Here is a 19,329-nt window from a genome sequence, read left to right as displayed (position 1 = left end):
CCCCGCCCTCAGAGCGCGCGGGCGCGCAGCATCCGCAGCACCAGCTCGGAGCGCTCGGTGAGCGAGCCGACCACGACCGGCGCCGCCTCGGCGGCCGCCACCTCGCGGGCCCGCGCGACCCACGCCTCGTCGACGGCGTACACCGGGAAGAGGCTGGCGGTCAGGGCGAGGCCCGGGATCATCCCGCCCTCGTGCAGGGTCGGGACGGCCTCGAGGTAACGCGCGGCGTAGGGCGCCAGCACGTCGTCCTGGCCGGGGCGCCAGAACGCGGCCGCCACGGTGCGCGCGGCCTGGATGGGCACGGTGCGCCCCACCACGGCGGTCCACGCCTCCTCCTTGGCCTCGGCCGACGGCGAGCTGGCGCGTACGGCGAGGGCGCGGACCCACGCGTCGGGGTCGGGGTCCCGCTCCTGCAGCGCCTGCACGGCGTCGGCGTCCACCTCGCCGAGCTCGGCCCGGCGCTCGAGGACGTACCACTGCAGGTCGAGGTCGTCGCCGGCCAGCTCGCGCACGGCGGCGAGGTCGTCCGCGCCGGTCGCGGTGCCCGCCAGCGCGCGCAGGGCCGCCTGCCGGGACACTCCGGCATCGACCATCTGGCGCGCGGTGGCGGCGACCTGCGCCTCGAGGCCGGCGCGCTCGGACTCCGGTGCCCATCCCTGGGCGGCGTAGAGGGCGAGCTCGAGGCAGGGCTCAGCCACCGTCTCGACGGTCTCGACCCGGAGCACGTCGGTGAGCGCGCCCACCGCCTCGGCCGCCGTGGCGGCGCCGTTGCAGAGCATGTCCCACACGGTGGCCATCGCCACGGCCCGGGCCAGGGTCGTGGGCAGGCCGGAGGGGTGGCTGACCAGCACCTCGCGCCCGGCGGCGTCGGGTCGGGTGGTGGCGAAGGTGGTGTCGTCGTGGTTGACGAGGTAGAGGTCGGCGTCGGGCAGGCCCTCGACCGGGGTGCGCTCGACCGCCACCTCCACGCGGACCGAGCCGACCTCCTCGAGCGTCTCCCCGGAGCGGCGGTAGGCGCCCACGCCCACCACCTGCGGGTGCGGTGTACCGTGCGCGCCGAGCGCGGTGAGCACGAGCCCGTCGTCGGTCTGCTCGATGCCGAGCCGGTCGACACCGGCGGTCTCCAGCCAGGCCGTACGCCACGGCTGGAGGTCGCGGCCGCTGGCCCGCTCGAGCGCCCCGACGAGGTCGTCGAGGGTGGTGTTGCCCCACGCGTGCTCGGCGAAGTAGGCACTCATGCCGACGCAGAAGGTGTCCTCGCCGACGAAGTGCATGAGCTGCTTGAGCACCGCCGCGCCCTTGGGATAGGTGATGGAGTCGAAGATCGACTCCGCGTCCGCGACGGTCGGCACGGGCTGGCGGATCGGGTGCGAGGCCGGGCCCTGGTCGGCGAGGTAGGCGTTGAGCTTGTCGCCGACGAGGTTGTTGGCGGCGGTGTCGCCGTAGGTGGTGGCGCGCTCGGCGGCCCACATGCAGGCGAACTCGGCGAAGGCCTCGTTGAGCCAGAGGTCGTCCCACCAGCGCATCGTGACGATGTTGCCGAACCACATGTGCGCCATCTCGTGCAGCAGCACGTTGGCGAACACCTGCCACTCGGCGGTGGTGGGCTCGTGGCGGCGCAGGATGCTGTCGGACCACGTGACGCAGCCGTAGTTCTCCATCGCCCCGCCGAACTCGGGCAGGAACACCTGGTCGTAGGACCGCTGGGGGAAGGGCATGCCGAAGCGGTCACCGAAGAACTCCAGACCCTGCGCGGTGAGGGTGAAGAGCTGCTCGGCGTCGCGCTCCAGCGCCGAGGCGAGCGTCTGGCGGGCGTAGAGGCCGAGGTCGTAGCCACCGGCGTCCTGTCGCACCTCGACGAACGGCCCGCCCACCACGACCGGGTTGTACGTCGACAGCGCCGGGGTCGGCTCGAACGTCCATCGCCGGCCACCGTCGACGTCCTCGACCAGCGGGTCGCCGGAGTTGCTCACGACGGTCCACGCGGCCGGCGCGGTGACGGTGAAGGCGTGCGGCGCCTTGAGGTCGGGCTGGTCGAAGCAGGCCCAGACGTAGCGCGCCTCGTCGGGCTCGAACGAGGTCCACAGGTAGACGTTGTCGTCGCCGGGGTCGACCGCGCGGTGGACACCGCGACCGTGCTGGGTGTCGCGCTGGACGGTGGCGATGACCAGCTCGTTGTCCTCGGCGAGCCCGTCGAGTCCGATCCGGCCCTCCTGCGGCTCGGGCAGCGGCTGGCCGTTGAGCGTGGCCGACTCGACCTCGGCGCAGCAGTCGACGAACGTCGACGCGCCCGCGGTGGCCGTGAAGCGGATCGTGCTGACCGCGCGGAAGTCAGGGCCCTCGACCAGGCCGGTGAGGTCGATCGCGATGTCGTAGGAGGTGACCGACAGGAGGGCCGCGCGCTCGACGGCCTCCTCCTGCCGAAGGCTGCGGACGGGCACGGGGTGGTCCTCACTCGAGGGCGGGCGGTGCGTACGACGCCCGAGGCGAGCGACGTGTGCAGCCTAGGCCGACACCGCCCGGCACGCGCAGGGCCGCGACCTGATTGCCCCCAATTGGGTGGGCGGACGCAGCCGGCGCCTCACTGCCCGATGCGCGTGCGGACCTCGTACAGCTCGGGGAAGAACGTGAGCGAGAGCGCGCGGCGGAGGAAGTCCACGCCCGACGACCCACCGGTGCCGACCTTGTGCCCGATCACCCGCTGCACGACCTGGAGGTGGCGGAAGCGCCACTGCTGGAAGGCGTCCTCGATGTCGACGAGCTCCTCGCAGGTCTCGTAGACGCCCCAGTGCTCGGCGGGCGCGGCGTAGACAGAGGCGAAGACCTCGACGAGGTCGGGGTCGGTCGTGTGCGGCTGCGTCCAGTCACGGTCCAGCAGCCGCTGCGGGACGGCGTACCCCTGCCTGGCCAGGTGGGCGAGGAACTCGTCGTAGAGCGACGGCTCGTGCAGCAGCTCGTCGAGCGCGGCGCGCGCGCCCTCGTCGTGGGAGAAGACGTCGACCATGTCGGCGTTCTTGTTGCCGAGCAGGAACTCGACCTCGCGGTACTGCGCGGACTGGAAGCCCGAGCTGGTGGCGAGGAACGGGCGGATCTCGGCGTACTCGCTCGGGGTCAGCGTCGCCAGCACCGACCACTGGTCGGTGAGCGTGTGCTGGATGTGCTTGATCCGCGCCATCCGCTTGAGGGCGGGGGACAGGTCGTCGGAGCGCAGCAAGGCGCGGGCCGAGCGCAACTCGTGGATCATCAGCTTGAGCCACAGCTCGCTGGTCTGGTGCTGCACGATGAAGAGCAGCTCGTCGTGCTGCTGGGGGTCCGACAGGGGCTGCTGGGCGGAGAGCAGGACGTCGAGCCGCAGGTAGTCGCCGTAGGACATCGAGCGCGAGAAGTCCTTCTCGATGCCGTCCTCGAGGTCGCGCCTGTTCGGTGATTCACCCATGGGCGGCAACCTATCCTTCGTCGCGGTCGGTGGCCTCGTCTACCGTCGACGCCATGCCCCCCGCCGAGCCCGAGCGCACCCGCACCTGGGTGCCGGACTGGCCGTGCTCTCCTGCGCAGGTGCTGCGACCGCAGCGTCGCGGCGCGGGCGACCCGACCCAGCGCCACGAGGACTCGGGACGGGTCTGGCGCGCCATGCGTACGCCGACCGGGCTGGCGACGCTGGCGATCCTGCCGCGCCCCTCGACGGGCGACGTCCTCGGCCGGGCGTGGGGACCGGGCGCCGACTGGGCGCTCGAGTCGATGCCGGGCCTGCTCGGCGCCGACGACGACCCGACCGGGTTCGAGGCGCACCACCACCCCGAGGTCGCAGCCGGCTGGCGCAGCCACCAGCACTGGCGCATCGGCCGCACCGGCCTGGTCATGGAGTCGCTGGTGCCGTCGATCCTCGAGCAGAAGGTGACCGGCAAGCAGGCCTTCGGCTCCTTCCGCGAGCTCGTACGCCGCCACGGCGAGCCCGCGCCGGGCCCCGTCGCGGCCCTGCGGCTGATGGTGCAGCCGACGCCGGCGACGATCGCCGCGATCCCGTCGTGGGAGTGGCTGCGGCTCGGCGTCCAGCCCGCCCAGTCCCGCACCCTCGTCACTGCGTGCCGGCTCTCGTCGTCGCTGGAGCGGATCACCGAGGTGTCGGTCGAGGAGGCCGACAAGCGGCTGCGCTCCGTGCGCGGCATCGGCGTGTGGACCAGCGCGGAGGTGCGTCAGCGGGCTCTCGGCGACCCCGACGCGGTGAGCTTCGGTGACTACCACCTCGCCAACTGGATCGGCTGGACGCTCGTGGGCCACGACATCACCGACGACGAGATGGCCGAGCTCCTCGAGCCCTACCGCCCCCACCGCGGCCGGGCGGCTGCGATGGCGATGGCCGGCGGTCAGCAACGACCCCGCCGCGGGCCGCGGATGAGCGTCCCGACGCACCTGCCGACGAGGTGAGGCGGAGTGCGGTCATCTTGGTGCGTTTGCCGCACCACGGTGACCGCACAGTCGTCCTGGCGTGGGCGTCCCGGACCTCGTGGCCCCAGATGGCTACCTCAATGTGCGACCACCTGCACCAGCAGCACGTCGGAGACTCATCGACCATGCTCGACCTGCACAAGTCGAGTTCACGTTCCGCATGCCCATCGACCGGAGGACGATCGTGCCCATCTTCCACACGCTGAGCCGACGGGAGGCCCAGTCCTACCTGGACCAGTTCCTGGCAGAGATGCCGGCCGGTGCAGCGCGGTTGGCGGAGACTCTCCAGGACCAGGGCGCCGACTCCGCTCTCGTCAGCGACTTCGCCCCCTCATCCCTCAGCAACGTCTGGGTTGCGGTCGCGCCCTTGTTCTCTTGGCAGGACCTCTATCAACCTGCGAATCCTCCGGAGCGCTGGTCGCCGGCGGCCCCGGTGGAAGGCCTCGGTGACCTGAGCGCGCTGCCGTCGTGGTTCACCACCTCGACGGGCTACGGGCTGGAACACTTCTCTCCGCACACTCTGTGGCTCATCGACGGCGTGGCGCGACACCTCGGCAACGTGCTCGCCCACACCAACGGATGGGTGTGGAAAGTCGGAAGCGGTCGATCCGGAGACGTGTTCCACAACCAGCCCGTCATCGCGGGGCCCCTGAACGAGCACAGCCCCCTGATGTCAACGGCCGTCATCGTGAGTCGTCACCTCAAGGGCGGCGAAGGTCGGGACACGCTGCTGGAGACCTACGAGAACTGGGTCGATCCGCCGCCAGTCGCATAGGCCGGCCCAGCGGCCCACGACCGGAAGGTTGCGGCATCCGGGGGTGCCAACAGGGACACACCTGTTCAGAGCAGCGGGCGCAGCGGCGCCAGGAAGCTCTCGGTGAACTTCCTGTTGAGGTCGCGCGCCTCCCACTCGTGGAGCGTGAGCTCGAGGCAGTTGCCCTCGTCGGTGAGGAAGACCCGCTCCATCACCGCGGCGAAGTCCGGGTCGATGACCTCGATGTTGATCTCGTAGTTGCCCTGCAGGCTGAGCCGGTCGATGTTGGCCGTGCCGACCGTGGCCCAGCTGCCGTCGATGGTGGCGGTCTTGGCGTGCACCATCGCGTCCTTGAAGCGCAGGATGCGCGCACCCGACGCGAGGAGCTGGCCGTAGTAGCCGCGCGAGATCCAGTCCGCCACGATGTGGTTGGACTTCAGCGGCAGCAGGATGCGTACGTCGACCCCGCGGCGCGCCGCGTCGGTCAGCGCGTCGACGAAGTCCTGGTCGGGCAGGAAGTAGGCGGTGGTCAGCCAGATGTTGCGGCTGGCGCGGTTGATCGCCTCGAGGTACATGCTGCGGATCGGGAAGTTCCACTGCCGCGGGCTGTTGCGGTGGATGCGGATCTGCGGGTCCCAGTGCGAGGCCGTCTCCAGCAGGAGCGGGCGCTCGCTGCGGCGCAGGCGGTGCCGGCGGTTGAGGTTCCAGAAGTCGGCGAAGGCACGCTTGAGGTCCCACACGCCCGGGCCGGTGATCCGCACGTGCGTGTCGCGCCACTCGGTGGCGTACGCCGAGCCGATGTTGTAGCCGCCGAGGAAGGCGACCTCCTCGTCGACGACCAGCATCTTGCGGTGGTTGCGGCCGTAGTGGCGCAGGTCCCAGAAGCGCAGGCCGGCGGTCCAGACGGGGTAGCGCAGCACCTTCAGCGAGGGGGAGAACCGCTTGAAGGCGGGGGAGACGACCATGTTGGCGAAGCCGTCGTAGATGCAGTGGACGTCGACGCCCCGGTCAGCGGCGGCGGTGAGGGCGGTCTTGAACTTCCACCCGATCTCGTCGCCCTTCCAGATGTAGGTCTCGAAGAGGATCTGCTTCTTCGCCCCGTCGATCGCGGCGAGCATGTCGTCGTAGAGGTCGCGCCCGAAGGTGTAGGTCGTGATGAGCCCGTCGCCGACCGGCACCGTCTCCGGGCCGGTCACGGGGAACGGCTTCGGCTTCTTGCCGCGGCGGCGGTAGGAGTCGACCAGCGACAGCGCGACGGCCAGCCCGACCTGCAGTCCGAGGAGGCCGAGCAGGGTCCGCCGCGCGGTGGTCAACAAGCGGGCGACGGTCACGCGGACAATCTAGCCACGGAGTCCACTCCAGCACCTGCACGACGCGGTCGGCACGGTGAAGCCATGCGTCCGGGTGGTCACCCTCGACCGATGGCGCTGAGCCGCTGGGTCAGCGCTTCTTCGGGAAGAGCGGAGCATCCATCCGGGCCGCGGCCCGGGGGGAGAGCAGTACGGCGACGTTGAGCCCGGCGAGCGCAAGCCACATCACGCCGATCCACCGGTCGCCGGCTGACAGCGACCACACGCCGAGCAGGGCCCACCCGCAGGACACGAAGATCGTCCACTGGCGCCGGGTGGCGCCCGCCGCCTCGTCCTTCGGGTCCTCCATGGCTCCAGCCTAGGGCTCAGGCCAGCCCGAGAGCGGCGTATCGCGCCACGTCGCACGGCTGGTCCGAGAAGACCCGGAAGAGCGCTGCCCGCAGCATCGCCTGCCGCCGGACACCGGCCCGCCAGTCGTCGAGCGCGTCGTCGGGGGCGCCGAACCAGAGCACGGCGTCGAGGACGCAGACCGCTTCCGCCCACAGCGGCGAGCGCCACGCGGGGGACAGGTCGATGACGAACGGGGTGAGCGACGCGTCGAGGAGCAGGTTGCCGGCGAGGTCCGCGTGGACGAGCTGCTCGCGGCCGAGGTCGGTGGCATCCAGTCCGGCGACCAGCGCAGCGACGAGGTCGTGGTGTCCCGGCTCGGGTCGCAGGCCGGTTGCCCGGAGCGCCGCGTCGCCGTCGTGGGCCAGGCGCTCGGCGACCGCCCACTGGTCGGTGCGGGCGTCGAGGTCGTCCGGTCGCTCCGCCACCGCGACGGCCAGACGCGCGTGGAGGAGGTGGGCGGTGGCCCGCAGCGTTGCGAGGTCGTGGCACGGCATCGTGCCGGGCTCGAAGCGGGTGGCTGCCCAGCCGTCGATGACGATCCTCCCGTCGCGGGCTGGGACGGGCAGGGCCAGTCGGAGCGAGCGTGGGAACTCCTGGTCGAGCCGGACCGCGAGTCGCGCCTGGGCGAACGCCAGCCAGCCGAGCTGGGTCGCGTCACGGTCGGGGGAGAGCACGAGGTCCCCGGCCCGCCAGCTGGTGCCCTGCCCACCCGCGAGAGGCTCGAGGACACCGTCGGCCACGAAGAGGTCGAGCACGTGGTCCGGTGGCCGCATGGCAGCGAGGGTAGTGCTCGGCGTCCGTTGTCGGTGGCGGCCCGTAGGCTCGACGCATGCGTCCAGTCACCGATCTCCAGCGCCGGGTGGCCCCCTTCAAGGTGGTCTCCGACTACGAGCCCTCCGGCGACCAGCCGGCGGCGATCAAGGAGATCGTCGAGCGGATCAACGGCGGCGAGCAGGACGTCGTGCTGCTCGGCGCGACCGGCACCGGCAAGACCGCGACGGTGGCGTGGGTGGCCGAGCAGGTCCAGCGCCCGGTGCTGGTGCTCCAGCCCAACAAGACCCTCGCCGCCCAGTTCGCCAACGAGCTGCGGCAGCTCTTCCCGGAGAACGCAGTCGAGTACTTCGTCTCCTACTACGACTACTACCAGCCCGAGGCCTACGTCCCCCAGACCGACACCTACATCGAGAAGGACTCCTCCATCAACGAGGAGGTCGAGCGGCTGCGCCACAGCGCGACCAACAGCCTGCTGACCCGTCGCGACACCATCGTGGTCTCGACGGTGTCCTGCATCTACGGCCTCGGCACCCCGCAGGAGTACGTCGACCGGATGCTGCGCCTCAAGGTCGGTGAGGAGCACGACCGCGACTCGGTGCTGCGCCGCCTGGTGGAGATCCAGTACACGCGCAACGACATGTCCTTCACCCGCGGCACCTTCCGCGTGCGCGGCGACACCCTCGAGATCTTCCCGGTCTACGAGGAGCTGGCGGTCCGCGTCGAGTTCTTCGGCGACGAGATCGAGCGGCTGATGACGCTCCACCCGATCACCGGCGAGGTGATCTCCGAGGACACCGAGCTCCACGTCTTCCCCGCCACCCACTACGTCGCCGGCCCGGAGCGCATGGAGAAGGCGATCACGGGCATCGAGCTCGAGCTCGCTGACCAGCTCGCGACCTTCGAGAAGCAGGGCAAGCTGCTCGAGGCCCAGCGGCTGCGGATGCGCACCACCTACGACGTCGAGATGATGCGCCAGGTCGGCTCGTGCTCGGGCATCGAGAACTACTCGATGCACATGGACGGCCGCAAGCCCGGCAGCGCGCCCAACACCCTTCTCGACTACTTCCCCGAGGACTTCGTGCTCGTCGTCGACGAGTCCCACGTCGCGGTGCCGCAGATCGGCGGGATGTACGAAGGCGACATGTCGCGCAAGCGCAACCTCGTCGACCACGGCTTCCGCCTGCCCAGCGCGATGGACAACCGGCCTCTGCGGTGGGAGGAGTTCCTCGAGCGGATCGGCCAGACGATCTACCTCTCCGCGACCCCCGGCAACTACGAGCTCGACCGGGTGGGCGGCATCGACGGCACGGTGCAGCAGATCATCCGCCCGACCGGCCTGATCGACCCCGAGGTCGTCGTCAAGCCGACCAAGGGCCAGATCGACGACCTGATCCACGAGATCCGCACCCGCGCCGACAAGAACGAGCGCGTCCTGGTCACCACGCTGACCAAGAAGATGTCCGAGGACCTCACCGACTACCTCCTCGACGCCGGCATCCGCACCCGCTACCTCCACTCCGAGGTCGACACGCTGCGCCGCATCGAGCTGCTCCGCGAGCTGCGCATGGGCGAGTACGACGTCCTGGTCGGCATCAACCTGCTCCGCGAGGGCCTCGACCTCCCCGAGGTGTCGCTGGTCGCGATCCTCGACGCCGACAAGGAGGGCTTCCTGCGCTCCGACAAGTCGCTCATCCAGACCATCGGTCGCGCAGCGCGCAACGTGTCGGGCCAGGTCCACATGTACGCCGACAAGATCACGCCCTCGATGGAGAACGCGATCGGCGAGACCAACCGTCGTCGCGCGATCCAGGTCGCCTACAACACCGAGCGCGGGATCGACCCCCAGCCGCTGCGCAAGAAGATCGCCGACATCACCGAGATGCTCGCCCGCGAGGACGAGAACACCGAGGAGCTGCTCCGCACCTGGGCCGACGTCGGCCAGAAGGGTCGCGCCGGGGGAGTGAAGGCCGGGAAGTCGCCGACGCCCGCCCTGTCGCGGATCCACGCGGAGGCCCCCGACACCGCCGGCATCCCCAGCAGCGACCTCGCCGAGCTGATCCAGGGCCTGACCGACCAGATGAAGACCGCGGCCGCCGAGCTGCAGTTCGAGGTGGCCGCACGCCTGCGCGACGAGATCAGCGACTTGAAGAAGGAGCTCCGCCAGATGATGGAGGCGACGAAGTGAACGCCCAGCACGCACGCTGGCTGCGTTCTCGTGCAGTGAGTCGCGGCTAGAGGTCGTCCTCGCGGCGCTTGAGCTCCTTGCGCTCCTTCTTCTCGATGCGCTTCACGTGCTCCTCGACGATGTCGCGCTTGTTCACGACGACCCGCGCGAGGTTCATCAGGGCGAAGCCCATGGGGAACAGCGGCCAGGGGAACTCGCCCCACATGGTGACGGCCCAGATGGTCCAGAGCAGCGCGGACAGCCCGATCAGCCCCAGCAGCGCCTCCCGACGGTCGGCCTCCCACTTCCGGACGGCCTGCTGCTGGAGGTCGACACTCCCTGCCCGCGGCGCCCGTGCGACGGGCAGGTCCTCGACGAGGGGCACCAGGTCGCCGAGCGTGCGGCTGGAGAGCGCGGCCTCGGTGCGCTCGTCGTACTCGGCGCGGGTGAGGCGTCCCTCGGCGAAGGCGTCGGCGAGGACGCCCTCGATCACGGCGCGGTCGCGGTCCGAGGCCCGGATCGGGGCGTTGTCGGGGCGGCGCGGGTCGTGGTCGAACTGGCTCCACACCTCGATGCCCGGCACTCCTCCAGCATAGGGACAGCCCACCCGGTCGGGCGGTCGTGTGGTGCCGCTGTCGCACGAAGTGGCTAGGTTCGGGTCATGAGCACCTCCATCGACCTCGGTCGCCCCGTCTCCGGCGACGTCATCGACCTGATCCTCGACGACCACCGGCGCTTCGAGGCGCTGCTGCGCGACCTGCGCGACAGCACCTCCGACCGCGACGCCGTGCGCCGCGCGCTGGCCGCGCTCCACGTCGCGCACGCCGAGGCCGAGGAGCAGCACGTCTACCCCAAGCTGCGCCGCAAGGACGCGATCACCGAGCACGAGGCGGAGCACGGCGAGGAGGAGCACGCCGAGGGCCACGAGGCGATGCTGGCCGTGCTGGAGCTCAAGGGCACCGACACCCAGGCCTTCGACGACGCCGTCGAGGAGCTCGCCAAGGTGCTCAACCACCACCTCACCGAGGAGGAGCTCACCATCCTCAACCCCGCCCGCGAGGAGGTCGGCGAGCAGGTGCGTGCCGAGCTCGGCACCGCCTTTGCCACCGAGCGCAACAAGCAGCTCGACGCCGACTGCGGCTCGATCGACAACGTCCGCCGCATCGTCGCCGCCGCCGAGCGCGAGGGCCTTCTCGACGACGAGGACGACGACTCCGAGGAGTGAGCCCTCAGCGCTGACGCAGGATCGTCAGCCCGACCATGCGCGAGACCACCATCGCGATGTAGAACACCCCGGTCATCATCTCGACCATGACGATCGACCTGGCCTGCGCGCCCACGGCGACGATGTCCGAGAGCCCTACGCTCGTCAGGACCGAGAAGGACAGGTAGAGCAGCTCGAACCAGCTCTGGTCCGAGCCGGACGGACTGGAGAACGAGTCCGGCCACAGCACCTGCACGACGGAGTAGGCGTAGGCGAAGGCCCACGCCACGACGGTGAAGGCCGCGCCCGTGGCGTAGTACTCGTCGGTGGTCACCTTGTCGTCGTGAAACAGGTAGCGCAGCATCGCGTACGAGACGTAGACGTAGAACGGCGCGTGGAGCAGTCCGGAGACGAGCACGACTGCGTCGTTGTCGGGGAAGACCGGCTCGACGAGCGTCAGCACCATGGCCGGGGCCCCGAGGAACAGGACGACGCGGCTCGCTGACGGCGTACGCCGCACGGCAAGGACGGCGGCGCCCACCGCGAGCATGCCGATGGTCCCGAGTCCGGCCCGGCCCACCACCGAGTCGTCGAGGAACGGCCACAGCAGCACCTGGAGGAGCTGGGCGCCCAGCAGCAAGGCGGACGGGTGCGTGCCCAGTTGTCCCAGTGGTCGCTTCACGAGGAGGGAGTCTAGGCACGCAGATGTGCACCGTCGCGGCGCTCGGCTGGGCTAGGTTCGGCTCGTGGTGGGACGAGCAACTGGGCGAGCGGATCGCTGGGTGGTCGGTGGCCTGACCGTCGTCCTCGTCGGGCTGCTGGTGGCCATCGGCCTGGTCTGGTCGTCGCGGGGCGACGTCGATGCCGGGCTCTCGGCCGCCCAGCGCGAGGTCTCCGCGGCCGCGCGCGCCGAGGCGGTCGCTTTTCTCACCGTCGACCACGAGGACATGGACGCCGTCGTCGACGCCGTGCTCGCCGGCGCGACGGGCGACTTCGCCGAGCAGTACGCCGCCCAGCGCGACACGCTCGTCAGCGAGGCCGAGCGCACCGAGGCCACCTCGACCGGCGAGGTCGTGGCCCTCGGGGTCGGCGACCTCGACGACGACTCCGCGACCGTCCTCGTCGCGGCCAACAGCACCGTGACGAACAGCGGCACCGGAGCCGAGGGGCAGGTGCGCTACTACCGCCTGCGCCTGGACCTGGTGCGCGAGGACGGGCGCTGGCTGACCAGCGCGGTGGAGTTCGTCCGATGAGCGCGGTCAGGCGCGCGGGCGTCGTGCTGACAATCCTGGTGGTCGCTGCTGCGGTCGCCCTCGTCTGGCTGGTGCGTGAGGGGAGTCCCGACACGACGTCGGTCACCTCCGCCGAGGCCGGCGATGCGACCGTCGCCTCGCAGGCCGTGAAGCAGGAGGTCCGGGCGGTCGCCGCGGAGGCCGCCGCCTGGGCCTACAGCTACTCCTGGGACACCCTCGCCGAGGACAAGGCACAGGCGCGCGCGCTGATGACCGCCGCGATGCAGACCCGTTACGACCGCACGATGGCCGGCACCGGCACCACCGGCCGGCGCGACCGGACGGTCGTCTCCGCGGAGGTCGTCGACACGGCACTTGTGACCGCCACGGCCAACGCAGCGCGGGTGCTGGTCTTCGTCAACCAGCGCACCACCGGTCGCGGGCTCGAGGAGCCGCTCCTCGACCTGGACCGGGTGCTGGTGACCCTGGAGGACGTGGACGGCGCGTGGAAGGTCAGCGAGCTCGATGCCTTGTGAGCAGGGCGTCCCGGACGCGAGGATCACAGCGTGGACGACGTGACGACCGACCTGCTGATCATCGGAGCCGGTCCGACCGGCCTGTACGCCGCCTACTACGCGGGCTTCCGTGGGATGTCGGTGACGGTCGTCGACTCCTTGCCCGAGCTCGGCGGGCAGATCACCGCGATGTACCCCGAGAAGGCGATCCTCGACGTCGCGGGATTCCCCAGCATCAAGGGACGTGACCTCGTCGAGGGGCTGGTCGCGCAGGCCGCCACCGCCGCGCCGACGTACCTCCTGGACCGCACCGCGACCACTCTCGAGCACGGTGAGGACCAGGTGGTCGTCACCCTCGACGACGGCACCGCGGTCACCGCGCGTGCCGTGCTGATCACCTCCGGCATCGGCAAGTTCAGCCCCCGGCCGCTCCCGGCGGGTGAGGGCTGGGTCGGGCGCGGCATGGAGTTCTTCGTGCCGAGCTTTGCGCCCTACGCCGGCAAGGACGTGGTGATCGTCGGGGGAGGCGACAGCGCCTTCGACTGGGCCCAGCACCTCGAGCCGGTCGCGTCCACGGTGACCCTGGTGCACCGGCGCGAGGCCTTCCGCGCCCACGAGCGCACGGTCGCGGAGGTGAAGGCCTCGAGCGTCGAGATCATCACCAGTGCCCAGGTCACCGAGCTGCGCGGCGACGCCCACCTCGAGGAGGTGGAAATCACCGTCGACGGCCACGAGCCGCGGGTGGTCCCGGCGCAGGCCCTCGTGGCCGCGCTCGGCTTCATCGCCGACCTCGGCGCGATCCAGCGCTGGGGGCTGGTGACCGAGAAGCGCCACGTCGTCGTCGACTCCGCCATGCGCACCAACCTGCCGCGCGTCTTCGCCGCCGGCGACATCACCGACTACCCCGGCAAGGTCCGGCTGATCGCCGTCGGCTTCGGCGAGGCCGCCACCGCGGTCAACAACGCCGCTGTCGTCCTGGACCCGTCGGCCCACGTCTTCCCCGGTCACTCCAGCGAGGCGTGAGGGTCATGGGCCTCTTCACCCGCCAGCCCTCGGGCGTCGACCTGCGCGACCGCGACTACGTGCTCACCGGGTGCCCGGTGGTGGCGCAGGACGACCTGCTCGTGCTCGTCGACCTCACGGTCCGCCTCGCCGTGCGGCCGCCTCGCGACGACGAGTCCTACGCGCTGGGCTACGACTCCGCCGACGAGCGGGCGATCCACGCGGTCTGCGTCCTGGTCCTCCGCCAGCTCGGGATCGCGGCGCCGTCGGACGAGCTGCTCGTGGGACGCGGGCGCATCGTCGAGGCGGTGGAGCAGGGGCTCACGTACGCGCCGGTCGGCGCCGGCGTGAAGGGCCGGGTGGCGCACGTGGAGGTCCGCCCGTACGACGCCGCCGGTGCGACGTTCGACCACGAGTTCCGGGTCGTGTCGCGTCCCTGACCCTGCGCGGTCGGCACCTACCGACGAGTAGGCATAATGGGGGCTTCATCGAGCGCGAAAGGCAGACCACAGTGCGCATCGCCATGCTGTCGTACCGCAGCAAGCCGCACTGCGGCGGCCAGGGTGTCTACATCCGCCACCTGAGCCGGGAACTCGTACGCCTCGGGCACGAGGTCGAGGTGTTCTCCGGCCAGCCCTACCCCGACCTCGACGAGGGCGTGCGGCTGACCAAGGTGCCGAGCCTGGACCTCTACCGCGAGCCCGACCCCTTCCGCGTGCCGAAGCTGCGCGAGTTCCGCGACCGCATCGACGTCGAGGAGTTCCTCACGATGTGCACGGCCGGGTTCCCCGAGCCGAAGACCTTCGGGTCGCGCATCGCGCGGCTGATGGAGGAGCGCGCCGGGGAGTTCGACATCGCCCACGACAACCAGGTCCTGGCGCCGGGCGTCCTCGAGCTCGAGTCCTACGGCCTGCCCGTGGTCGCGACCATCCACCACCCGATCACCATGGACCGCCGCATCGACCTCCAGACGGCGCCCACCTGGCGCAAGCGGATGACGCTGCGCCGGTGGTACGGCTTCCTGCGCATGCAGACCAAGGTGGCGCGCCGCCTCCGCAAGGTGCTCACGCCCTCGGAGTCCTCGCGACGCGACGTGGCGCGTGACTTCGGCGTGGACCCCGACCGGATGCAGACCATCCTGCTGGGCGTCGACGACGTCTTCGCGCCGCCGACCGCGCCGCGTGTGCCGGGCCGGATCCTGGCCATGGCGAGCGCCGACGCCCCGATGAAGGGCATCGCGACCCTGCTCGAGGCCTTCGCCAAGCTGAGCGTCGAGCGCGAGGTGTCGCTGGTGCTGGTGACCCGCCCCGAGCCGGGCGGGCGCACCGAGCAGCTGATCGACCAGCTCGGCATCGCCGACAAGGTCACCTTCGTCAGCGGCGTCACCGACGAGGAGCTCGTCGCGGTGATGGGCTCCGCCGAGGTGGCCTGCGTGCCGTCGCTCTACGAGGGCTTCTCACTGCCCACCGCCGAGCTGATGGCCTGCGCCACGCCGCTGGTGGTCTCGCGCGCGGGTGCCATCCCCGAGGTCGTCGGCCCCGACGGCGAGTGCGCCGACCTCGTCACCCCGGGCGACGTCTTCGAGCTGGAGCAGGCCATCGCCGCGCTGCTCGACGACCCCGAGCGGCGTACGACGATGGGCGCGGCCGGGCGTGCGCGCGTCGAGGAGCTGTTCAGCTGGCGCGCGGTCGCCGAGGCCACCGCCGCCGCCTACGAGGAGACCATCGCCGACTTCCGCCGCGAGCGGGGTCCGCGCGAGCAGGAGGAGAGCCACCGTGCTGACCGTTGACTTCGACCGCCTGGGCCTGCGCCCCGGCGACCGGGTGCTGGACATGGGCTGCGGCGCCGGGCGCCACGCCTTCGAGATGTACAAGCGGGGCGCGGACGTCATCGCCTTCGACCGCGACGCCGACGAGCTCGCGACCGTGCGCGAGTGGTTCGCCGCGATGCGCGACGCCGGTGAGGTGCCGGCCGGGGCCGAGGCCGACGTGAATGAGGGCGACGCGCTCGCCCTGCCCTTCGCCGACGGCGAGTTCGACCGCATCGTCGCCGCGGAGGTGCTCGAGCACATCCACGCCGACGTCGACGCGATCAAGGAGCTGGTCCGGGTGCTGCGCCCGGGGGGCACGCTCGCGATCTCGGTCCCGCGCTGGCTGCCGGAGATCGTCAACTGGAAGCTCTCCGACGACTACCACAACGCCGAGGGCGGCCACATCCGCATCTACACGTCCGAGGAGCTCGTCGACAAGGTCACCAAGGCCGGCCGCTCCAACGACGGCACGCCCGGCGACGCGATGGTCTTCACCGGCAAGGACTACGCCCACGGCCTGCACACGCCCTACTGGTGGATCAAGTGCGCGGTGGGCGTCACCAACGACGAGCACCCGCTCGCCAAGGGCTACCACAAGCTCCTGGTGTGGGAGATCATGAAGAACCCCAAGGCGCTCCAGTACGCCGGCAAGGTCCTCGACCCGCTCATCGGCAAGAGCATGGTGCTCTACTTCCGCAAGCCGGCATGACGCAGGTCCTCACCCGCGCCCAGGTCGAGCAGACGGCGGCCACGATCGTGGCGATGCAGGAGCCGTCCGGCGCGATCCCGTGGACGCCGGGGGAGCACACCGACGTGTGGAACCACCTCGAGTCGGCGATGGCGCTCATGGTCGGCGGCGAGCGCGAGGCCGCCGAGCGCGCCTTCGCGTGGGCGGTCTCCACGCAGCGGGCCGACGGGTCGTGGCCGATGAAGATCGTCGTCGGCGAGGTCGAGGACCACTCCGGCGAGACCAACATGTCGGCGTACGTCGCCGTGGCGACCTGGCACCACTGGCTGGTCGCGCGCGACGAGGGTTTCGTACGCCGGATGTGGCCGACGGTGCGTCGGGCGCTCGACTTCGTCGTGTCCCTCCAGCTGCCGTTCGGCGGCGTCGCGTGGTCGCAGGAGTGGCGCGACGGTGCTCCGGCCCGCGTGAACGAGGACGCGCTGCTGGCCGGGTCGTCGAGCATCTACCACTCGCTGCGCGCAGGCGTGGCGCTCGCCGAGCTGGTCGACGAGCCGCAGGTCGAGTGGGAGCTGGCCGGCGGCCGCCTCGGCCACGCGCTGCGCGAGCACCGCGACCTCTTCCTGGACAAGTCGACCTTCTCGATGGACTGGTACTACCCCGTCCTCGGCGGCGCCGTCCGTGGGCCGGCCGCCCACGCCCTGCTGTCTGAGCGTTGGGACACCTTCGTCGAGCCCGGCCTCGGCATCCGCTGCGTGTCGACCAACCCCTGGGTGACCGGCGCGGAGACGTGCGAGCTGGTGCTCGCGCTCGACGCGATCGGCGACCGCGAGCGGGCCCTGCGCCTGCTCGCCGACATGCAGCACCTGCGGACCGACGAGGGGTCCTACTGGACCGGCTACGTCTGGCCGGACGAGGTGAACTGGCCGCACGAGCAGACCACCTACACCGCGGCGGCGGTGATCCTCGCGGTCGACGCGCTCTCCGACGGGACGCCGGGTGCCGACATCATGCGCGGCACCACGCTGGCCCCCGACTTCGCGGAGATCGGCCTCGAGTGCGGGTGCCTGCCCGAGGACGGCTCAGTCGGCGACCGGGTCGCCGGCGGCCCCCGCCGTACGACGTAGGACCCGCATCGAGCCGACCGCCTCCACCTCGGTGAAGGCACCACCGGCCAGCGCGGGGAGGTAGATCTCCTCGTAGGGCGGGCGACCGCCGTCCGCGGGGTCGGGGAAGACGTCGTGGATGAGCAGCACGCCGCCGGGCATGACCCACTGCGGCCAGCCGCGGAAGTCGGCGCGGGCGGGCTCGACGCCGTGGCCGCCGTCGATGAAGAGCAGCGAGAGCGGCGTACGCCACCAGCGGCTGACCGTCTCCGAGCGACCGACGACGGCGACCACCTGGTCCTCGAGCCCCGCAGCGGCGATGGTGCGGCGGAAGGTGGGCAGGGTGTCCATCACGCCGAGCTCGGCGTCCACGAGGGTGTCGTCGTGGTGCTCCCAGCCAGCCTGGTTTTCCTCCGACCCGCGGTGGTGGTCGACGGTGAAGACGGTGCCGCCGGCCTCGCGGGCCGCGCCGCCGAGCCAGACGGCGGACTTCCCGCAGTAGGTGCCGACCTCGAGAGCAGGGCCGTGCGGGAGCCGCTCGACCGCCCAGCGGTGCAGGAGGGCGCCCTCGTCCTCGGGCATGAAGCCCTTCGCGGCGCGGGCGTGCTCGAGCAGGTCGGCGGGAAGCGTCACCTAGGCGCTCCGGTCGGTGCGGGCGTCGCCGTCGAGGTCGCCGGGTTCGACGCCGCTGTCCGCGTCGAGGCCGTGGCGCCAGGTGTTCCAGTGCCAGGAGAGGTAGCGGTCGACCGCGCGCACGGCGTACGTGCTGCGGATCGAGTGGTAGACGTCGAAGGCGTGCTGCGCCCCGGGCAGCTCGGCGTAGACCACCGACTTGCGCGACGTGCGCCGCAGCTCGGCGACGAAGAGCCGCGCCTGGTCCACGGCCACGAGGGAGTCGAGGTCGCCGTGGATGACGAAGAAGTCGGGGGCGTCCGGCGTGATCCGCAGGATGGGGGAGGCGGCCTCGTAGACGTCGGGGGAGTCGGTCCACGTCGTCTGCATGACGCGCGGGCCGAGGAAGGCGTCGCGCATCCCGATCGCGTTCGTCAGCCCGGTCGAGCCGGCGAAGTCGTAGACGCCGTAGAAGGGGACCGCGGCCCGGACGCTCGTGTCGGCGTCCTCGAAACCGGGCTGGAAGGCCGGGTCGCCAGGGGTCAGCGCGGCCAGCGCGGCGAGGTGGCCGCCTGCGGAGCCGCCGGTGATGGCGAGGTAGTCGGGGTCGCCGCCGTAGTCGGCGATGTGCTCGCGCACCCACGCGATCGCGCGCTTGACGTCGACGATGTGCGCGGGCCAGGCGTCGCGCGGGGCGAGGCGGTAGTTGATCGCGACGCAGACCCAGCCGCGAGCCGCCATGTGGTTCATCAGCGGGCGGGCCTGGTGCTCCTTGGCGCCAACGGTCCACGCGCCGCCGTGGACCTGGAGCAGGACCGGGGCGTCCTTGATCGCGTCCTCACCGGCCGGGAGGTAGATGTCGAGGTGCCCGCGCTTTCCGGCCTCGGTGTAGGGGACGTCGCTGATCACACGCACGCCCTCGTCGGCGAAGTTGAAGGGGCGGGCCAGTCGGCGCCACGCCGTGGCCAGGTCCGCCGGGTCGGGCACGGCGTCGAGCTGCTCGACGTAGTCGACGCCGAGGCCCTCGACGAGCGCGTCCTCGAAGCGGTCGGCCGACCTGCGGCTCTGGCGCACCACCTTCGCGAGGCCCAGCGCGCTCGCGCCGGCCAGTGCGAGTCCGGCCTTCGCCCGGAACCCCGACCGGCGCCCGGCGGTCAGGTGCGTGGCGGCGTCGAGCGCCGTCACCGCGAGCACCTGGGGCGCGGCCTCGTTGAAGAGGAACCCGGCGAGGAACGAGCCGAGGCCGGAGCGGCGACCGCGGCTGGGACGCAGGGCGTTGGCGGTCAGGGCGGCGACGACGCCTTGGCGCAGCAGGAAACTCACCT

20 protein-coding genes are annotated in these 19,329 nt (G+C 71.3%); 11 read left to right on the top strand and 9 right to left on the bottom strand.

Features of this window, described 5'->3' with window-relative positions; translation table 11 throughout:
• Nucleotides 1–8: 8 nt before the first annotated feature.
• Both pepN and kynA read right to left on the bottom strand, forming a co-directional pair.
• Nucleotides 9–2,441 (bottom strand): aminopeptidase N, encoded by a 2,433-nt coding sequence (gene pepN, locus IRX98_RS13425; protein ID WP_224277518.1) that lies wholly within the window; start codon nt 2,439–2,441, stop codon nt 9–11.
• Between the two features lie 140 nt (nt 2,442–2,581).
• Nucleotides 2,582–3,436, bottom strand: coding sequence for a tryptophan 2,3-dioxygenase (gene kynA / locus IRX98_RS13420; RefSeq protein ID WP_224277516.1), 855 nt, complete (start codon nt 3,434–3,436; stop codon nt 2,582–2,584).
• A gap of 53 nt (nt 3,437–3,489) precedes the next feature.
• Here kynA and IRX98_RS13415 point away from each other — a divergent pair, with 53 nt between their 5' ends.
• Both IRX98_RS13415 and IRX98_RS13410 read left to right on the top strand, forming a co-directional pair.
• Nucleotides 3,490–4,425, top strand: a complete 936-nt coding sequence (locus IRX98_RS13415) for a DNA-3-methyladenine glycosylase family protein (protein ID WP_224277514.1) — start codon at nt 3,490–3,492, stop codon at nt 4,423–4,425.
• 205 nt (nt 4,426–4,630) lie between these two features.
• Entirely contained in the window at nt 4,631–5,221 is a 591-nt protein-coding gene (locus IRX98_RS13410) for a hypothetical protein (RefSeq protein WP_224277512.1), read from the top strand.
• Nucleotides 5,222–5,286: 65 nt separating this feature from the next.
• Here IRX98_RS13410 and IRX98_RS13405 read toward each other — a convergent pair whose 3' ends face one another.
• The 3 genes from IRX98_RS13405 to IRX98_RS13395 form a co-directional block, all read right to left on the bottom strand.
• The gene (locus IRX98_RS13405) at nt 5,287–6,531 is read right to left on the bottom strand and encodes a phospholipase D-like domain-containing protein (RefSeq protein ID WP_308044965.1); all 1,245 of its coding nucleotides are present in this window, start codon (nt 6,529–6,531) and stop codon (nt 5,287–5,289) included.
• A 109-nt stretch (nt 6,532–6,640) separates the two neighbouring features.
• Nucleotides 6,641–6,859 (bottom strand): hypothetical protein, encoded by a 219-nt coding sequence (locus IRX98_RS13400; protein ID WP_224277511.1) that lies wholly within the window; start codon nt 6,857–6,859, stop codon nt 6,641–6,643.
• 16 nt (nt 6,860–6,875) lie between these two features.
• Nucleotides 6,876–7,673 (bottom strand): hypothetical protein, encoded by a 798-nt coding sequence (locus tag IRX98_RS13395; RefSeq protein ID WP_224277509.1) that lies wholly within the window; start codon nt 7,671–7,673, stop codon nt 6,876–6,878.
• Between the two features lie 56 nt (nt 7,674–7,729).
• Between IRX98_RS13395 and uvrB the strand changes: the two genes are divergently transcribed.
• Nucleotides 7,730–9,859 carry an excinuclease ABC subunit UvrB gene (uvrB, locus tag IRX98_RS13390; protein WP_224277507.1) on the top strand — a complete coding sequence of 710 codons (2,130 nt, stop codon included), beginning with the start codon at nt 7,730–7,732 and terminating at the stop codon, nt 9,857–9,859.
• Between the two features lie 46 nt (nt 9,860–9,905).
• Here the strand turns inward: uvrB and IRX98_RS13385 are convergent, their stop codons facing one another.
• Nucleotides 9,906–10,421 (bottom strand): DUF1707 SHOCT-like domain-containing protein, encoded by a 516-nt coding sequence (locus IRX98_RS13385; RefSeq protein ID WP_224277505.1) that lies wholly within the window; start codon nt 10,419–10,421, stop codon nt 9,906–9,908.
• A gap of 78 nt (nt 10,422–10,499) precedes the next feature.
• Between IRX98_RS13385 and IRX98_RS13380 the strand changes: the two genes are divergently transcribed.
• Nucleotides 10,500–11,063: a hemerythrin domain-containing protein gene (locus tag IRX98_RS13380; protein ID WP_224277503.1), complete on the top strand. Its 564-nt coding sequence runs from the start codon at nt 10,500–10,502 to the stop codon at nt 11,061–11,063.
• Nucleotides 11,064–11,067: 4 nt separating this feature from the next.
• Here IRX98_RS13380 and IRX98_RS13375 read toward each other — a convergent pair whose 3' ends face one another.
• On the bottom strand, nt 11,068–11,724 hold the full coding sequence (locus IRX98_RS13375) for an ion channel (RefSeq protein ID WP_224277501.1): 657 nt from the start codon (nt 11,722–11,724) through the stop codon (nt 11,068–11,070).
• A gap of 100 nt (nt 11,725–11,824) precedes the next feature.
• Here IRX98_RS13375 and IRX98_RS13370 point away from each other — a divergent pair, with 100 nt between their 5' ends.
• The 7 genes from IRX98_RS13370 (at nt 11,825) to IRX98_RS13340 (ending at nt 17,413) form a co-directional block, all read left to right on the top strand.
• A complete protein-coding gene (locus tag IRX98_RS13370; protein WP_224277499.1) occupies nt 11,825–12,295 on the top strand; it encodes an Rv1363c family protein in 471 nt (156 codons plus the stop codon).
• Nucleotides 12,292–12,810, top strand: coding sequence for a hypothetical protein (locus IRX98_RS13365; RefSeq protein ID WP_224277497.1), 519 nt, complete (start codon nt 12,292–12,294; stop codon nt 12,808–12,810). The genes IRX98_RS13370 and IRX98_RS13365 overlap by 4 nt, the downstream gene beginning before the upstream one ends.
• Before the next feature lie 30 nt (nt 12,811–12,840).
• Entirely contained in the window at nt 12,841–13,812 is a 972-nt protein-coding gene (locus tag IRX98_RS13360; RefSeq protein WP_224277495.1) for an NAD(P)/FAD-dependent oxidoreductase, read from the top strand.
• Between the two features lie 5 nt (nt 13,813–13,817).
• Nucleotides 13,818–14,231, top strand: a complete 414-nt coding sequence (locus IRX98_RS13355; protein WP_224277493.1) for a hypothetical protein — start codon at nt 13,818–13,820, stop codon at nt 14,229–14,231.
• A gap of 71 nt (nt 14,232–14,302) precedes the next feature.
• Nucleotides 14,303–15,580 carry a glycosyltransferase family 4 protein gene (locus IRX98_RS13350; protein WP_224277491.1) on the top strand — a complete coding sequence of 426 codons (1,278 nt, stop codon included), beginning with the start codon at nt 14,303–14,305 and terminating at the stop codon, nt 15,578–15,580.
• The gene (locus IRX98_RS13345; RefSeq protein ID WP_224277489.1) at nt 15,567–16,310 is read left to right on the top strand and encodes a class I SAM-dependent methyltransferase; all 744 of its coding nucleotides are present in this window, start codon (nt 15,567–15,569) and stop codon (nt 16,308–16,310) included. Before IRX98_RS13350 ends, IRX98_RS13345 begins: the two co-directional genes overlap by 14 nt.
• A complete protein-coding gene (locus IRX98_RS13340) occupies nt 16,307–17,413 on the top strand; it encodes a glucosidase family protein (protein ID WP_224277487.1) in 1,107 nt (368 codons plus the stop codon). The genes IRX98_RS13345 and IRX98_RS13340 overlap by 4 nt, the downstream gene beginning before the upstream one ends.
• On the opposite strand, the gene IRX98_RS13335 is transcribed toward IRX98_RS13340, so the two are convergent.
• Together IRX98_RS13335 and IRX98_RS13330 are read right to left on the bottom strand one after the other, a co-directional pair.
• Nucleotides 17,369–18,025 (bottom strand): class I SAM-dependent methyltransferase, encoded by a 657-nt coding sequence (locus IRX98_RS13335; RefSeq protein WP_224277485.1) that lies wholly within the window; start codon nt 18,023–18,025, stop codon nt 17,369–17,371. The two genes, IRX98_RS13340 and IRX98_RS13335, sit on opposite strands and share 45 nt — an antisense overlap.
• Nucleotides 18,026–19,327 (bottom strand): alpha/beta hydrolase, encoded by a 1,302-nt coding sequence (locus tag IRX98_RS13330; protein WP_224277483.1) that lies wholly within the window; start codon nt 19,325–19,327, stop codon nt 18,026–18,028.
• Between the last annotated feature and the right edge of the window lie 2 nt (nt 19,328–19,329).

The organism is Nocardioides lacusdianchii (genome assembly GCF_020102855.1).
Taxonomy (GTDB): domain Bacteria; phylum Actinomycetota; class Actinomycetes; order Propionibacteriales; family Nocardioidaceae; genus Nocardioides; species Nocardioides lacusdianchii.
Note: the sequence above shows the minus strand (reverse complement) of the source record. Positions and strands in the feature narration are given on the sequence as shown.

Bases quoted from the DNA above. Each gene is read 5' to 3' on its own strand.
- IRX98_RS13395 (WP_224277509.1), bottom strand. From the start codon at position 7,673: ATGCGGCCACCGGACCACGTGCTCGACCTCTTCGTGGCCGACGGTGTC.
- IRX98_RS13365 (WP_224277497.1), top strand. From the start codon at position 12,292: ATGAGCGCGGTCAGGCGCGCGGGCGTCGTGCTGACAATCCTGGTGGTC.
- IRX98_RS13415 (WP_224277514.1), top strand. From the start codon at position 3,490: ATGCCCCCCGCCGAGCCCGAGCGCACCCGCACCTGGGTGCCGGACTGG.
- uvrB (WP_224277507.1), top strand. From the start codon at position 7,730: ATGCGTCCAGTCACCGATCTCCAGCGCCGGGTGGCCCCCTTCAAGGTG.
- IRX98_RS13340 (WP_224277487.1), top strand. From the start codon at position 16,307: ATGACGCAGGTCCTCACCCGCGCCCAGGTCGAGCAGACGGCGGCCACG.
- IRX98_RS13380 (WP_224277503.1), top strand. From the start codon at position 10,500: ATGAGCACCTCCATCGACCTCGGTCGCCCCGTCTCCGGCGACGTCATC.
- IRX98_RS13400 (WP_224277511.1), bottom strand. From the start codon at position 6,859: ATGGAGGACCCGAAGGACGAGGCGGCGGGCGCCACCCGGCGCCAGTGG.
- kynA (WP_224277516.1), bottom strand. From the start codon at position 3,436: ATGGGTGAATCACCGAACAGGCGCGACCTCGAGGACGGCATCGAGAAG.
- IRX98_RS13355 (WP_224277493.1), top strand. From the start codon at position 13,818: ATGGGCCTCTTCACCCGCCAGCCCTCGGGCGTCGACCTGCGCGACCGC.